Here is a 13,917-nt window from a genome sequence, read left to right as displayed (position 1 = left end):
GGGGGCTGTGTCATTGGCGGCTCCCCTAACACATCTATGATCAGGTGAAGGTTTAGTGGTCAGGGCACCAGTCGGTGGGCTTTGGGTTGTGTAGCTTGAAGGCATGAACAAAGTCGCGCTGCCGGTAGCTCCAATACAATATCTCGTCATTCAGCCTGGCCTGCGCATGAGGCATCTTGTGCCATTTGTGCTCATCACGGATGGATTGCCAAATGGGCTTGCTGGTGAGGCAGGTTGCACCAATTTCAGCGTGACGGGCGGAAATTTGTTTCTGGGCAATGACATCAGTTGTCCAAATGCCAGCTACAATCGCTATCCCACCTGCAATGAAAACTGAATAATGGAAAGCAGAGCGTTTCCTTGCCCGCGCAATAGCGATGATCAAAACTAAACCCAGCGTTACAGTAAATATCGATACGACGAAAACCTGGGTTACTGGCATAGCTAGCGCGTTTGCTTCTAGCCAAAGTGAGTAAACTACAATCGGCAGCGATGGAGGGAAAAGTGTACCAGCGATGATGCCTTGGAACCCAAATAGAAACCCGCCAAAAAGAATGACAAGCCCAGTTAGTTGAAGCATCACCGAAGCGGTCCAATGCAGTTTGTGGTCGCTTTTGTGTTTCCGCATCAAAACAATGACAGGCCAAACCCACCACAACGCAACAGCGCCAAACATTGCCAATGGATAATAATGAGGGGGCATCAGTACCTTCATGTAAATTTCAAAACCACTGGCCCGGTTCCATCAGGCCCAGATCAAGCAGCTGGCGCGAGTGCCATTCAAACGGGGTTGAGTTGTGCCAGCGGAAGGTATCGATGTCGAAGCTCGATCCGGGATTGCGCTTAAGAGCCTTGGCGGTGCGGAAGGAGCAGACCGCTGCGGTCAGGTTGTGATGCCATTTACAGGCGTAGGTGTTGTATTCCTGATCGTTAAATGTGTGATCGCTCAGCAGCTTTAGGTCTGGTTTGGCGCGAAACAGTGAAATGCGATCAATTTTGCGACTGCTGACGGGGATGTGCTCCTCGTAGCGCCAGCGCACACCGCCAAAGAAATCGAGCTGGCGTTCGCGGGGGTGGCCAGTAGTGGGGTCAGGCCGTGCCTGTGCATAGTAGCCGGACTTGTCCATGTGGGCATGTTCAAGCGAGACCGCCGTAGGTGTCGTTTGCAAGTCGCCTGCGTATAGATCGATAACATAGGTCAACATTGCGTCTCGACGTTCCTCGGTGTGGAAGCTGAGCATTTCGGCTACGCTGCGTGTCTCGCAAAATGGGAAAAACAAGTACTCGGTGTTGTAGCAGTAGTATAGCCAGCACCCCGGATCGGCGGCGGCGATAACCGTGTTGATGGCATCAAAGACAGCATGAGGTTGGGCGCAATCCAATGGGATTCGATGAACTCTGGCGTCGACGTCTTTGGGTAGGTCAAAAGCATCCGGCATCAATGCAAGAACGGTTTTGAAACCGCATTGCAGGTGGTGACGCAGGGTGGTGGCGATTTCAATATCGTCTTCGATAAAGACCAAGGCAACAGGGCCCTTGGTCAATAGGGCTTTGCTTTGCCCCAGAAAATCATCCAGCGATCCGTACATCATACCTGCTTGCCCCTGCCGTTCTGGCGTTTGCCGTCAAAATCGGTTAATCGGGCGGACATTGCAAGCCGTCGCTTTTGCCCTTATGGCAGGCGGCTGATCCACCGTCCTAGAAGGCAGAACTCATGAGCGCCCCGAAGAAGCTGTTTATCAAGACCTATGGCTGTCAGATGAATGTCTATGACAGTGAGCGCATGGCTGAGGCGCTGGGCGGGCAGGGCTATGAAGAAACCAAAACCGCTGATGACGCGGATATGATCCTGCTGAACACCTGCCACATCCGCGAGAAGGCGGCCGAAAAGATCTATTCTGAGCTTGGCCGGATGAAGAAGCTGAAAGTGGGCAAGCCGGATTTGAAGATCGGTGTGGCGGGTTGCGTGGCGCAGGCCGAAGGCGAAGAGATTATGCGTCGACAGCCGATTGTGGATCTGGTGGTTGGACCGCAAAGCTATCACCGACTGCCTGAGATGGAGAGCAAGGTTCAGGCTGGTGAAAAGGCGCTGGATACCGATTTCCCCGAAGAAGACAAATTCGAAAAACTGAAGAGCCGCCCCAAGGCCAAACGTGGGCCGACAGCGTTTCTGACGGTGCAGGAAGGTTGCGACAAGTTTTGTGCCTTTTGCGTTGTGCCCTATACGCGCGGCGCCGAAGTCAGCCGTCCGGTTGATCGCATTTTGACTGAGGCGCGGGACTTGGTTGAACGTGGCGTGCGCGAAATCACCCTGTTGGGACAGAACGTCAACGCCTATCATGGCGCCAGTGCCGGTGGTGACATGACGCTAGCGCAGTTGATCTGGCAACTGGATAAGGTCGACGGGCTAGAGCGGATCCGCTTTACCACGTCACACCCCAACGACATGATGGATGACCTGATCGAGGCCCATGGCACTTGCGATAAGCTGATGCCATATCTGCATCTGCCGGTTCAGTCCGGGTCGGACAAGATCCTGAAACGGATGAACCGCAGCCACACCGCCGAGAGCTATTTGCGCGTGATCGAAAAAATTCGGGCTGCGCGTCCAGATATTTTGCTGTCGGGTGACTTCATCGTGGGCTTTCCTGAAGAAACTGAAGAAGATTTTCAGGCGACAATGGATCTGATTGAAGAGGTCAGATACGGCACCGCCTATTCGTTCAAATACTCGACCCGGCCCGGGACTCCGGCCGCCGAACGTCCGCTGGTTGATGATGCCGAGGCTTCGGATCGGTTGCAGCGCTTGCAGGCCTTGCTGACCGGCCAACAGCGCGAAATCCAGGAAAGCATGGTTGGGCGTGAAGTTGGGGTGCTGTTTGAAAAGCCCGGCCGCCTGCCGGGGCAGATGCTTGGCAAGTCGGATTATCTGCATGCGGTCCATGTTGCCAACTGCACAAAAGAAGTTGGTGATCTGGCCCGAGTTCGGATTGTATCGTCTTCGGTAAACTCGCTGGCCGGAGAGTTGATAGAGTAAGAGACTCACCTGTGATGAGGGCGGCGGCGCTATGGGCCGTTGGCCCGAAGAAGCGTCGCTATTTGGGTACAATCCGCTCAAAATTTAATGAGTGTCCCTGATTGTGATATAATTTCCCTTGAAAAGCATAGGAATAGACAGGTTAATTGCTTAAAACTTGGGTATAATGATTTTAATGTGCACGTCGCAAATGGGGCTTTGGTGACGTTGCGGGGGAACTTTAAGGTGAAGGATATCTTGCTGTGAAGAATTTCAAAGCGAAGGGTGCGCTTGCCACGCTGGCCGCTGCCACGGCCGCTCTGGGGATGTTGACTGCGCCGTTGCAGGCGCAGCCGCGTACGGTAGTGGGTGAACGCTATGTGCCTACGATCTGGGTCGACCCGGATGGCTGTGAGCACTGGGTGATGGATGATGGCGCTGAGGGCTTTATGACGCCCCACGTGTTGCCGAGCGGCAAGCCCGTTTGCCGCAGCGGCAATATTTGCGGCGTTATGCCAACTGACCAGTTTTTTGCAACCGACAAGCATTCAATCAATGCTGCCGGTCGCCAGCGTCTGGCCGAGTTTTTTAAGTCGGCGAATGCGCGAACATTTGTGATTGCCGGACATACCGATAGCCGTGCATCGGATGAATACAACATCCGCCTGTCCGAGCGGCGCGCGAATGCAGTTGCCCAAGTGGGCAAATCTGTTGGTGCACGTATCTCTGACGTTCGCGCTTATGGTGAACGCGATCCAGCGGTGCCAAATTCAAGTGCTGCCAACATGGCGAAGAACCGCCGTGTTGAAATTTATTGCCTGCGCTGAGGGAGACAACTCATGCATTATTCCAAAGCTGCAGCGCTTTTTGCTGCCGTAGTTTCACTGTCCGCCTGTGGCGAGATCAACGATAAAACTGTTGACCAGAATATTGGCGATGGGAGCTCTGGCGGGCTGTCCCAGATGACCGCCGGGATCTGGGTTGATCCTCAGGGATGTGAGCACTGGTTGATCGATGACGGACTTGAGGGTTACGCGGATATCCGCCGTACGCCGGATGGCAAGCCCGTTTGCAACAGCGAGCTGCCGCGCAACACCGCGACCGGCCCATACAAGAGCGGTTCGACATTCCCGGACGCACTGTAAGGTTACAGGAAACTCCTAATTAATGGCCGCCCAATTTGGGCGGCCATTTTCATTGAATGACATATTTTTGATATGCTGCGCTTGCACACGGGCGCAGGCGGAGTCACACTGTAAGGGTAACGCCCAATACAGGAGGTCAGCTTGGCCCTTGGCGCCCTAGAGACATCGTCAGATCAATCCGCAACAAACGAAGTGCTGGTTGAATTTCCCGATAACCGCTTGTTGATCGATCTCTGCGGAGAGTTTGACCGCAACCTTGCAGACATTGAACAGAAACTGGAAGTGCAGATTGTCCGTCGTGGCAATCAGCTGCTGGTGATTGGTGAACCCAATTTCCGCGAGCGCGCTGTTGTGGTTCTGCAGGCCCTGTACGAGCGGCTTGAAGGTGGCCGAACGGTTGAGAGCGGTGATGTAGATCGCGAGCTGCGCATGGAGCCGATGCAAGGCACCGCTGATGGCGACCAACTGGAAATGTTCAAGGGCGGCAATGTAGAGATCAAGACCCGCAAAAAGCTGGTTGAGCCCCGTACCGATGCACAGAAAGCCTATGTTCAGTCGCTGTTCGAGCACGAGCTGGCCTTTGGAATTGGACCTGCGGGTACCGGGAAAACCTATCTTGCTGTAGCTGTTGGTGTTTCGATGTTCATCACCGGCCATGTCGACAAAATCATCCTGTCCCGCCCGGCTGTCGAAGCCGGTGAAAAGCTGGGGTATCTGCCCGGTGACATGAAGGACAAAGTCGATCCCTACATGCAGCCTCTGTACGATGCTCTGAATGATTTTCTGCCCGGAAAACAGCTGGCAAAGCTGATGGAGGACAAGAAGATCGAAATTGCGCCTTTGGCCTTTATGCGTGGTCGTACTCTGTCCAATGCCTATGTGGTGTTGGATGAGGCACAGAACGCAACGACCATGCAGATGAAGATGTTCCTGACCCGGCTTGGCGAAGGATCGCGTATGGTGATCACCGGAGACCGCACGCAAATCGACCTGCCGCGCAATGTGCCATCGGGCCTGCAAGACGCCGAGCGGCTTCTTACCTCCATTCCAAAAATCAGCTTCAACTACTTCACTTCACGTGATGTGGTGCGCCATCCACTTGTTGCGGCCATCATCGAGGCCTACGAGGCCGGTGAAAATGCCTAGTCTGCTGTTCATGCTGTGACTATGATTCTAGACATTTCTATAGAAGACAGCCGCTGGCAGGACCTTGAATTCGAAGGTCTTGCCCGGCAGGTTATTGATGTAACTCTGGGACATTTGGGCATAGAGGCGGATTTGTGCGAATTGTCGCTGTTGGCCTGTGATGATGCCCGTATTGCCGAGCTGAACAGCGAGTTTCGGGAAAAAACGACTGCGACAAATGTTCTCAGCTGGCCTGCCGAAGAGCTGGCATCAGAGGAGCCTGGCGGTTCTCCAAGCGCGCCAGAGGCTGATTTTACAGGAGAAATCAGCCTTGGCGATGTTGCCATCTCTTACGACACCTGCGCGCGTGAGGCGGATGATGCACATAAGACAATGGCGCATCACGTTCGGCATTTGATTGTTCACGGTATCTTGCATCTTCTTGGCTACGACCACATTCGTGACCAAGATGCCACTTTAATGGAAGCCATTGAGGTCGAGATACTTGGCAAAATGGGTGTGGATAACCCATATACTGGAAATGAGATCCCCTGAGTGGGGCGTAACGGATAGGAAAAATGGGCGACATCGAAGGCAGTTCTAACGCAGCGCAAAGCGCGCTTCGGGACAATAACAGCGCAGCACAAGACACTGACGCAGCGCAACCGACCGGAATACTGGGGCGAATTTTTGGGTCATTGGCCCATGTTGAGGCAGACCAAGTGAACGGGTCGAATGGCCATGTTCTGCCGCAGGCCCAGCCTCATGGCATGATCAACCTCTCGCGGATGCGGGTTGAGGATGTTGCCATCCCAACAGCTGAAATTGTTGCGGCCCCCATTACCACCCCTTTGGACGAGCTTGTGCAAGTTTTTCGCGATAGCGGATTGACCCGGATCCCGGTTTACGAAGGAACACTGGATACGCCGCTGGGTTTCGCCCATTTGAAAGATCTGGCTCTGACCCATGGGTTCAGCGCCGATGACCGTGAATTTGATCTGAAGCTCATGCTGCGCGGTCTGCTCTTTGTGCCTCCGTCGATGCCGATCGGAGTGTTGCTGTCCAAGATGCAAGCTGAACGCCGACATATGGCCTTGGTGATCGATGAATACGGCGGTGTTGACGGGTTGCTGACCATTGAAGACCTTATCGAACAGGTCGTGGGTGAAATCGAAGATGAACATGATGCCGGCGAGGACCAGACTTGGATCAAGGAAAAACCGGGCTGCTATATCGCGCAGGCCCGGACCCCGCTGGATGAATTCGAGGCTGAGATTGGTCGGTCGCTGACCAGTCACGAAGATGTGGACGAAGAAGAAATCGACTCGTTGGGCGGGTTGGTGTTCATGTTGTCGGGCCGCGTGCCTGCGCGTGGAGAGGTTGTGTTGCATCCCGATGGCCCCGAGTTCGAAGTTGTCGATGCAGATCCGCGCCGGATAAAACGGCTGCGGGTACGGTTGCCGGATCAAGCCGGGTGATTTCCGTAAGGCGGTTGGTGTCAGTATCAGTCTTTCAACGATATGGGACTGCTCTCCTTGTGCTAGGGGCGGGGGCTTTGTTGGCGCTGGCACTGGCGCCGATGCAGTTTGTGTGGTCCGTGCCGCTGGCACTGGCGCTGGTTTCAAGTCAGTTTCTAACGGTCGACACCGCTTGGCGTGGCGCTAGGACGGGTTGGCTTTTTGGGCTGGGATACTTTGCCGTAGCACTGTTCTGGATTGTTGAGCCGTTCCAGGTGGACCCGGACCGGCATGCATGGATGGCGCCGTTTGCGCTGTTTTTCTTGGCCGCTGGGTTGGCGTTGTTTTGGGGTGCCGCCTTTGGCGCTGCCGCGCGCATTCGGGGGTATGGGCTGCGTATTGTGGCGCTGATCGTATTCTGGTCACTGGCTGAATTTGGCCGCGCCTATCTGTTTACGGGCCTGCCTTGGGCAGCCTTTGGTCAGTTCTGGATTGATACCCCGGCAGCGATGTTGTTGCCATGGATTGGGCCTCATGGTCTGGCGCTGCTGACCTTAACCGCAGCGTTGCCGCTTGGCCTGCTGCGACACAAGCCGATTGCCGCAACTGTGCCAATTGTGCTGACCGTTGGCGTGCTTCTTGCGTTTCCGCCCCTTCCCGAAACCGAAGTGACGCAAAAACTGGTGCGGTTGGTTCAACCAAATGCGCCGCAGGACCAGAAGTGGGACCCAGAGTATCGCTGGGGATTTGTCCGGCGACAGCTTGATTATACCATTGCAGAACCGCGCCCTGATTTGATTGTCTGGCCCGAGACGGCTGTGCCGCAACTGTTAAATAACGCCGACGGTACCCTGGCGGCGATTGCTGATGCCGCAGATGGGGTGCCAGTGGTGACAGGCATTCAGAGATATGAAGATCAGCAGTATTTCAACTCTTTGGTCGTTCTTGGTGATCAGGGCGAAATAAACCATATCTACGATAAAACCCATCTGGTGCCATTTGGCGAATATGTGCCGTTTGGAAATGTGCTGGCCCAGTTCGGAATAACCGGATTTGCGTCACAATCCGGGGCGGGCTATGCCGCTGGTCCGGGGGCGCAGGTTCTGGATTTGGGTATTGGCAAGGCTTTGCCGCTGATTTGCTATGAAGCCGTGTTTCCTCAATTGTTGAATGCAGCGCCTGAACGGGCAGATATGCTGATTCAAATTACCAATGATGCCTGGTTTGGCAATTATTCCGGCCCGTACCAACATTTGGTTCAGGCCCGGATGCGTGCCGCCGAACAGGGACTGCCCATGATCCGTGTCGCCAACACAGGTGTCTCGGCAATGATCGACGGATATGGCCGGGTGCGCGAAAGCTTGCCGCTGGGAGAGGCGGGATTTGTGGATGCTCAGCTGCCGCAACCTCTGGCTCCAACTTTATACAGCCGTACAGGCGATTTACCTATTTTTGCGTTGTTGCTTGTGTTGGCGGGGTATGTGCTTTGGCGACAACGTGGCCAGGCTTTGGATACGTAGCTGTTAAAGCTTTACCGGGATTGTGATTGACCCGGACCCTTTGTGCGCGTAATGCCTTTCGATACCCACCACAACGGCTTCCTGACGTGGTAGGCAAAACCCACTGGAGCAATTTTCATGACTCGTAAGAACTTTACTTTTACTTCGGAATCCGTTTCCGAAGGCCATCCAGACAAGGTCTGTGACCGCATTTCTGATGCTGTCCTGGATGCTTTTCTGGCTGAAGAACCGGAAGCCCGCGTGGCTGCCGAGACCTTTGCAACAACCAATCGTGTAGTGATTGGTGGCGAAGTTGGTCTGTCTGATCAGGACAAACTTCACGATTACATGGGCCGCATCGATGAAATCGCGCGTGCCTGTATTAAAGATATTGGCTATGAACAGGACAAGTTTCACCACGAAACTGTTGAGATCACCAATCTGCTGCATGAGCAATCTGCACATATTGCCCAGGGCGTAGATGCCGCTGCGGACAAGGACGAAGGTGCTGGCGATCAGGGTATCATGTTTGGCTATGCCACAACTGAAACCCCTGCATTGATGCCGGCCCCCATTCAGTACAGCCACGCGATTTTGCGTCGACTGGCTGAGGTCCGTAAAGACGGTACCGAACCGGCACTGGGCCCGGATGCAAAATCACAGCTGTCTGTTGTCTATGAAAACGGCAAGCCGGTTGGCGTCAGCTCGGTTGTGTTGTCGACCCAGCATTTGGACGAGACCCTGACTTCGAATGATATCCGCGCAATTGTTGCGCCATATATCACCGAAGTTCTGCCCGAAGGTTGGCTGACAGATGCCACCGAATGGCACGTTAACCCAACTGGCAAGTTTGTCATTGGCGGCCCGGATGGCGATGCTGGTCTGACCGGCCGCAAAATTATCGTTGATACCTATGGTGGCGCTGCCCCGCATGGTGGTGGTGCGTTCTCGGGTAAAGATCCAACCAAAGTTGACCGTTCAGCTGCCTATGCTGCACGCTATTTGGCCAAGAACGTGGTTGCAGCTGGCATGGCTGAGCGCTGCACAATTCAGCTGTCATATGCAATTGGCGTATCCAAGCCGTTGTCGATCTATGCTGATTTGCACGGTTCCGGTGAGGTTAGCCCAGCTGCGATCGAAAAGGCTATTGATCAGGTGATGGATCTGACCCCACGTGGCATTCGCCAGCATCTGAGCATGAACAAGCCGATCTATCAGCGGACAGCGGCCTATGGCCACTTTGGCCGTGAGCCAGAAGCCGATGGCGGCTTTAGCTGGGAGAAGACAGATTTGGTTGAGGCGCTGAAGAAGGCGGTTTGATCTAAGGTTTCTTAGGACTTAGAAAAGGCGGGCCAGGTGCCCGCCTTTTTTGTTTTTGAGTATTGTGATTACCCCATACAGGCCTTTGGGCAGCGTTGGAGTAATCGGCGCAAGGTGGTGTGGCTAACCTCGCCCAAAGCAGTCCGGCAATTTTTGAACGCCATCTGAAAGTTGGACAGAGTTGAGATCTGCGCATAGCATTGCCTTGATGGACTTTGGAAATCTGGAGACTTTATGTTTCGGTATATTTTTGCAGGACTACTAAGTGTTTGTGCGGTGAATGTTGCGGCCAAAGAATCTTTGCCAGACAAATTTGCTGTCGATGGAAATGCGCTGATCTACGACACAGAAACCGAAGTTTCTGGTGCTGACGCCGAGATGACCGTTGAGGATATCGATGCGTTGCAGACAGTGTTGAGCCGCAATCCTGATGTGACCGAGTTGAGATTGAACAGTAGTGGCGGCAGTGTCTTTGCTGGCGAGGAAATGGCGTGGATTGTCATTGACTATGGTCTTGATACCGTTGTGTCCGGAGAATGCGTTAGTGCCTGTGTTGATGTGTTCCTTGCGGGTAAACGTCGGCGGATGATGCTGGGGTCAAAAATCGGATTCCACCAGCGGCACTGGTCCTCTAAATCAGTCAAAAACTATTACGACAGCTGGCACGAAGACGAGGGCTGGCAGACACCGTTTGATTTTGGCAGCTGGATATACGAAGACACCCAAACCGAGATCTATCAGCATCTTACCTATATGCTGGAGCGCGGGGTTGACCCTGCCTTTGCCATTGAAACGCTGAGGGTTGAGGCTGGGGGGGAATGGTACCCATCCCGGTTGAAGCTGATTTCTGCCGGAGTGCTGCGCGAAGACCCTGTTGGGAATTGATCAGACCAGCGTGGCTTGACCCCAGCGGGCAGTTGCGGCACAGGGGCTGCCAAATATCGCAAAGCGCCTGCACAGGAACCCCGCCAGATGCCTGACAATCAGAACTCCAATAAGAAGCCTGCGGGCGACACCCATACCAGCGGTGCGCCTTGGCGTAACTTCTATGGCCGTTTCAAGGGCAAAACCCTGAAGCCCAACCAGCAGGTCTACCTAGAAGAAGATCTGGGCCCATTGAGCCCTGGTCCTGTAACCTGGGAGGAAAACCCCGAGCGTAATAATCTGGACCTGAACGCGTTGTTTGGTGGTCGTGACGTCTGGCTTGAGGTTGGATTTGGCGGTGGCGAGCATCTGGTGCATCAGGCGTCGTCCAATCCCGACGTGGGCATTATTGGTGCCGAGCCGTATGTGAACGGGGTTGCAACCCTGCTGGGCAAAATCCGTCAGGCCAATTGCGAAAATATCGCGGTGCATCCCGGTGATGCGCGCGATTTGATGGATGTGCTGCCGGATCAGTCGATCTCGCGCGCGTTCTTGCTGTATCCCGATCCGTGGCCCAAAGCCCGTCACCATCGCCGTCGCTTTGTCACGCAGGAACATCTGGAGCCTTTGGCCAAGGTGCTTAAGCCCGGTGCGATTTTCCGCGTGGCCACAGACATCCCTGATTATGTGCGCCAGACCCTGGAAGAGGTGCCAAAGGCCGGGTTTGAATGGCTGGCCGAAGGGCCAACCGACTGGCGCGAGGCCTGGGATGATTGGTTGTCGACCAGGTACGAGCAAAAAGCTCTGCGCGAAGGGCGCACACCGCATTATCTGACGTTCCGGCGTCTTCCATAGGTCGCATTGGCGGATCGGTGCTGGACCGTCTGCCGCCAATTCGCTACCGATAGCGCAAACGATTGATTGACGAAGGAACATCCATGTCTGCACACGGCACCCCGATCCCGATGAGTTCTCACCGCTGTGGCCCATTGAAGGGCGTGGCCGAGGTGCCGGGCGACAAATCGATCTCGCATCGGTCCTTGATTTTGGGCGCGATGGCTGTGGGCGAGACTAAAATCACCGGCTTGCTGGAAGGTGAGGATGTTCTGGATACCGCCAAGGCGATGCAGGCCTTTGGGGCCGAGGTGACCAACCACGGCGGTGGCGAATGGTCGGTGTTTGGCGTTGGCGTTGGTGGATTTTCAGAGCCGGACAATGTGATCGACTGCGGCAACTCGGGCACGGGAGTGCGCTTGATCATGGGTACCATGGCGACCTCGCCCATCACGGTGACCTTTACCGGAGACGCCAGCCTGAACAGTCGCCCAATGGCGCGTGTCACTGATCCGCTGGCGCTGTTTGGCGCGCAGACTGTTGGCCGCAAGGGGGGGCGTTTGCCGATGACCATCGTTGGCGCTGAGAACCCAGTTCCGGTTCGTTATGTGGTGCCAGTGCCCTCGGCACAGGTTAAGTCGGCCGTGCTTCTGGCGGGCTTGAATGCTCCGGGTGAAACGGTTGTCATCGAAAAAGAAGCCACCCGTGACCATTCCGAGCGGATGCTGGCCGGGTTTGGTGCGGACATCACTGTTGAGGAAACGGATGAGGGCCGGGTGATCACTCTGAAGGGGCAACCCGAGCTGAAACCTCAGACCATCATCGTCCCACGTGACCCATCCAGTGCGGCTTTCCCGGTTTGTGCGGCCCTGATCACTGAAGGGTCTGATGTCTTGGTGCCGAACATCGGTCTGAACCCAACCCGTGCTGGGCTGTACTACACCCTACAGGACATGGGCGCGGACCTGACCTTTGAGAACATGCGTGAAGAGGGCGGCGAGCCAGTCGCCGACCTGCGTGCCAAGTATTCGCCCAACATGATGGGTATCGAGGTGCCGCCCGAGCGTGCGGCCTCGATGATTGATGAATATCCGGTGCTGTCCGTTGTTGCCTCGTTCGCCAATGGCACGACCATGATGGCGGGCGTCAAAGAGCTGCGGGTCAAGGAAAGTGACCGGATTGATGCCATGGCCAAGGGCCTGCGCGCGAATGGCTTAACCGTGGACGAAGGTGACGATTGGTGGTCGGTCGACGGACTGGGAATTGACGGCGTGCCTGGCGGCAAGAGCTGTGACAGCGTACTGGACCACCGTATTGCCATGTCATTCATGGTGATGGGCATGGGCGCACAAAACCCGGTTTCGGTGAACGATGGCAGCCCAATTGCCACATCGTTCCCGATTTTTGAAAGCCTAATGGGTAACCTTGGTGCCCGGCTAACCCGCAACAACCAATAGGGCCGTTTGATGTCGCACTGGTCGCCTTCCAAAAGGGTACTTATCGCCTATTGGCTGTGCTTTGTGGCGGCACTGGGTGTTTACGGTGCGATGACCATGTGGACGCTGCCGGGCATTGCCTCTTCGGCAGGGGGGCTGGCCCCGTTTGACCTGCGCCTGTTTGGCTATACCCATGATCAGGCGCGGGAATTCCTGTCGGCTTTGAACGATGAGGGACTGAGGCTTTATACCGGGCCGCAAAAGGCCCTGGACGCGGTATACCCGGCGTTGCTGGCGATTGTTCTGGCAGGCGCAGTGAAGCACCTGTTTCCGCGTGGTCTTTTGTATTCCACCCTGATGGCCTGCATCGCAGCGGGCATGTCGGCGGATTATTTGGAAAACATGCGGGTGGCGGTGTTGTTGGCAGGTGATATCAGCGCAGATGCGATATCGGCTGCGGCGCGGGCAACCATGATTAAGTCAGTGATGACAGGTGTTGCAATGGTCGTCATTCTGGGCCGTTTGCTGCGTGTGACCTGGTGGAAATGGACAAACAAATGAGTGATAGCTTTACCATCGCAATTGATGGCCCCGCCGCTGCAGGTAAGGGCACAATCTCCAAGGCTGTGGCCGCTGAGTTTGGCTTTGCCCATCTGGATACCGGGCTTTTGTACCGAGCTGTTGGCGCGCGGGTGCTGGCAGGGGTTAACCCGATTGAGGCTGCGCAGACCCTGCAACCCGAGGATCTGGATCGCGATGACCTGCGCACGGCCGAGGTGGCGCAGGCCGCATCGAAAGTGGCGGTTATTGGCGAGGTTCGCGCGGCGCTGGTTGATTTTCAACGCGCCTTTGCTCGCCGGGCTGGCGGCGCAGTTCTGGACGGGCGCGATATTGGCACCGTGATCTGCCCCAAGGCGCAGGTGAAGCTATACGTCACCGCCAGCGCCGAGGTGCGGGCCAAGCGACGGTTTCTGGAGCTGACGGGCAAAGGTGAGGTCACCTCGCTGGAAACGGTTTTGGCAGACGTGAAGGCGCGCGATGATCGGGACATGAACCGCGCCGAGGCCCCGATGAAATCAGCCGAGGATGCTGTGGTGATTGATACCAGTGAGTTGTCGATTGAGGCTGCACTACAGGCAGCTTTGAAGACAATCGCAGCAGTAAGAACACCGTAGTTTTCGCCAAAGCGGGCCGTTTCTTTACGGTGGAACCAGAAACCTC

At 55.4% G+C, this 13,917-nt stretch carries 15 protein-coding genes and 1 riboswitch; of the genes, 13 read left to right on the top strand and 2 right to left on the bottom strand.

The features are described 5' to 3' along the window. Positions 1-52: 52 nt before the first annotated feature. A complete protein-coding gene (locus tag AC2T28_RS00370; RefSeq protein WP_486746960.1) occupies positions 53-715 on the bottom strand; it encodes a hypothetical protein in 663 nt (220 codons plus the stop codon). A 7-nt stretch (positions 716-722) separates the two neighbouring features. Then, positions 723-1,592, bottom strand: a complete 870-nt coding sequence (locus AC2T28_RS00365; RefSeq protein WP_486746959.1) for a glycosyltransferase family 2 protein — start codon at positions 1,590-1,592, stop codon at positions 723-725. Between the two features lie 122 nt (positions 1,593-1,714). Between AC2T28_RS00365 and miaB the strand changes: the two genes are divergently transcribed. The 13 genes from miaB to AC2T28_RS00300 all read left to right on the top strand — a co-directional run bounded on the left by miaB (position 1,715) and on the right by AC2T28_RS00300 (position 13,871). Next, complete coding sequence (gene miaB / locus AC2T28_RS00360; protein WP_486746958.1) at positions 1,715-3,037, top strand: tRNA (N6-isopentenyl adenosine(37)-C2)-methylthiotransferase MiaB; 1,323 nt, start codon at positions 1,715-1,717, stop codon at positions 3,035-3,037. Between the two features lie 305 nt (positions 3,038-3,342). Further along, on the top strand, positions 3,343-3,843 hold the full coding sequence (locus AC2T28_RS00355) for an OmpA family protein (protein WP_486747990.1): 501 nt from the start codon (positions 3,343-3,345) through the stop codon (positions 3,841-3,843). Between the two features lie 12 nt (positions 3,844-3,855). Beyond that, positions 3,856-4,161 carry a hypothetical protein gene (locus AC2T28_RS00350; RefSeq protein WP_486746957.1) on the top strand — a complete coding sequence of 102 codons (306 nt, stop codon included), beginning with the start codon at positions 3,856-3,858 and terminating at the stop codon, positions 4,159-4,161. A gap of 141 nt (positions 4,162-4,302) precedes the next feature. Next, complete coding sequence (locus tag AC2T28_RS00345) at positions 4,303-5,307, top strand: PhoH family protein (protein ID WP_486746956.1); 1,005 nt, start codon at positions 4,303-4,305, stop codon at positions 5,305-5,307. A gap of 21 nt (positions 5,308-5,328) precedes the next feature. Then, entirely contained in the window at positions 5,329-5,841 is a 513-nt protein-coding gene (gene ybeY, locus AC2T28_RS00340; protein ID WP_486747989.1) for an rRNA maturation RNase YbeY, read from the top strand. 23 nt (positions 5,842-5,864) lie between these two features. Next, positions 5,865-6,764, top strand: a complete 900-nt coding sequence (locus AC2T28_RS00335) for a hemolysin family protein (protein WP_486746955.1) — start codon at positions 5,865-5,867, stop codon at positions 6,762-6,764. Between the two features lie 80 nt (positions 6,765-6,844). Further along, positions 6,845-8,263, top strand: a complete 1,419-nt coding sequence (gene lnt, locus AC2T28_RS00330) for an apolipoprotein N-acyltransferase (protein ID WP_486746954.1) — start codon at positions 6,845-6,847, stop codon at positions 8,261-8,263. Positions 8,264-8,325: 62 nt separating this feature from the next. Next, positions 8,326-8,374, top strand: a riboswitch (SAM-SAH riboswitch). Positions 8,375-8,380: 6 nt separating this feature from the next. Beyond that, entirely contained in the window at positions 8,381-9,562 is a 1,182-nt protein-coding gene (gene metK, locus AC2T28_RS00325; protein ID WP_486746953.1) for a methionine adenosyltransferase, read from the top strand. Between the two features lie 234 nt (positions 9,563-9,796). Next, positions 9,797-10,447 (top strand): COG3904 family protein, encoded by a 651-nt coding sequence (locus tag AC2T28_RS00320; RefSeq protein ID WP_486746952.1) that lies wholly within the window; start codon positions 9,797-9,799, stop codon positions 10,445-10,447. Positions 10,448-10,534: 87 nt separating this feature from the next. After that, entirely contained in the window at positions 10,535-11,281 is a 747-nt protein-coding gene (gene trmB / locus AC2T28_RS00315) for a tRNA (guanine(46)-N(7))-methyltransferase TrmB (protein ID WP_486746951.1), read from the top strand. 83 nt (positions 11,282-11,364) lie between these two features. Continuing rightward, the gene (aroA, locus tag AC2T28_RS00310) at positions 11,365-12,717 is read left to right on the top strand and encodes a 3-phosphoshikimate 1-carboxyvinyltransferase (protein WP_486746950.1); all 1,353 of its coding nucleotides are present in this window, start codon (positions 11,365-11,367) and stop codon (positions 12,715-12,717) included. Between the two features lie 9 nt (positions 12,718-12,726). Beyond that, complete coding sequence (locus AC2T28_RS00305; RefSeq protein WP_486746949.1) at positions 12,727-13,257, top strand: hypothetical protein; 531 nt, start codon at positions 12,727-12,729, stop codon at positions 13,255-13,257. Beyond that, positions 13,254-13,871: a (d)CMP kinase gene (locus tag AC2T28_RS00300; RefSeq protein WP_486746948.1), complete on the top strand. Its 618-nt coding sequence runs from the start codon at positions 13,254-13,256 to the stop codon at positions 13,869-13,871. The genes AC2T28_RS00305 and AC2T28_RS00300 overlap by 4 nt, the downstream gene beginning before the upstream one ends. The last annotated feature ends 46 nt before the right edge of the window (positions 13,872-13,917 follow it).

This window comes from Parasedimentitalea nitratireducens (assembly GCF_057444295.1).
This window is presented reverse-complemented; position numbering and strand designations above follow the sequence as displayed.

Coding starts and splice junctions, on each gene's coding strand:
- AC2T28_RS00370 (WP_486746960.1), bottom strand. CDS start 715: ATGAAGGTACTGATGCCCCCTCATTATTATCCATTGGCAATGTTTGGC.
- AC2T28_RS00365 (WP_486746959.1), bottom strand. CDS start 1,592: ATGATGTACGGATCGCTGGATGATTTTCTGGGGCAAAGCAAAGCCCTA.
- miaB (WP_486746958.1), top strand. CDS start 1,715: ATGAGCGCCCCGAAGAAGCTGTTTATCAAGACCTATGGCTGTCAGATG.
- AC2T28_RS00355 (WP_486747990.1), top strand. CDS start 3,343: ATGTTGACTGCGCCGTTGCAGGCGCAGCCGCGTACGGTAGTGGGTGAA.
- AC2T28_RS00350 (WP_486746957.1), top strand. CDS start 3,856: ATGCATTATTCCAAAGCTGCAGCGCTTTTTGCTGCCGTAGTTTCACTG.
- ybeY (WP_486747989.1), top strand. CDS start 5,329: ATGATTCTAGACATTTCTATAGAAGACAGCCGCTGGCAGGACCTTGAA.
- AC2T28_RS00335 (WP_486746955.1), top strand. CDS start 5,865: ATGGGCGACATCGAAGGCAGTTCTAACGCAGCGCAAAGCGCGCTTCGG.
- metK (WP_486746953.1), top strand. CDS start 8,381: ATGACTCGTAAGAACTTTACTTTTACTTCGGAATCCGTTTCCGAAGGC.
- AC2T28_RS00320 (WP_486746952.1), top strand. CDS start 9,797: ATGTTTCGGTATATTTTTGCAGGACTACTAAGTGTTTGTGCGGTGAAT.
- trmB (WP_486746951.1), top strand. CDS start 10,535: ATGCCTGACAATCAGAACTCCAATAAGAAGCCTGCGGGCGACACCCAT.
- aroA (WP_486746950.1), top strand. CDS start 11,365: ATGTCTGCACACGGCACCCCGATCCCGATGAGTTCTCACCGCTGTGGC.
- AC2T28_RS00305 (WP_486746949.1), top strand. CDS start 12,727: ATGTCGCACTGGTCGCCTTCCAAAAGGGTACTTATCGCCTATTGGCTG.
- AC2T28_RS00300 (WP_486746948.1), top strand. CDS start 13,254: ATGAGTGATAGCTTTACCATCGCAATTGATGGCCCCGCCGCTGCAGGT.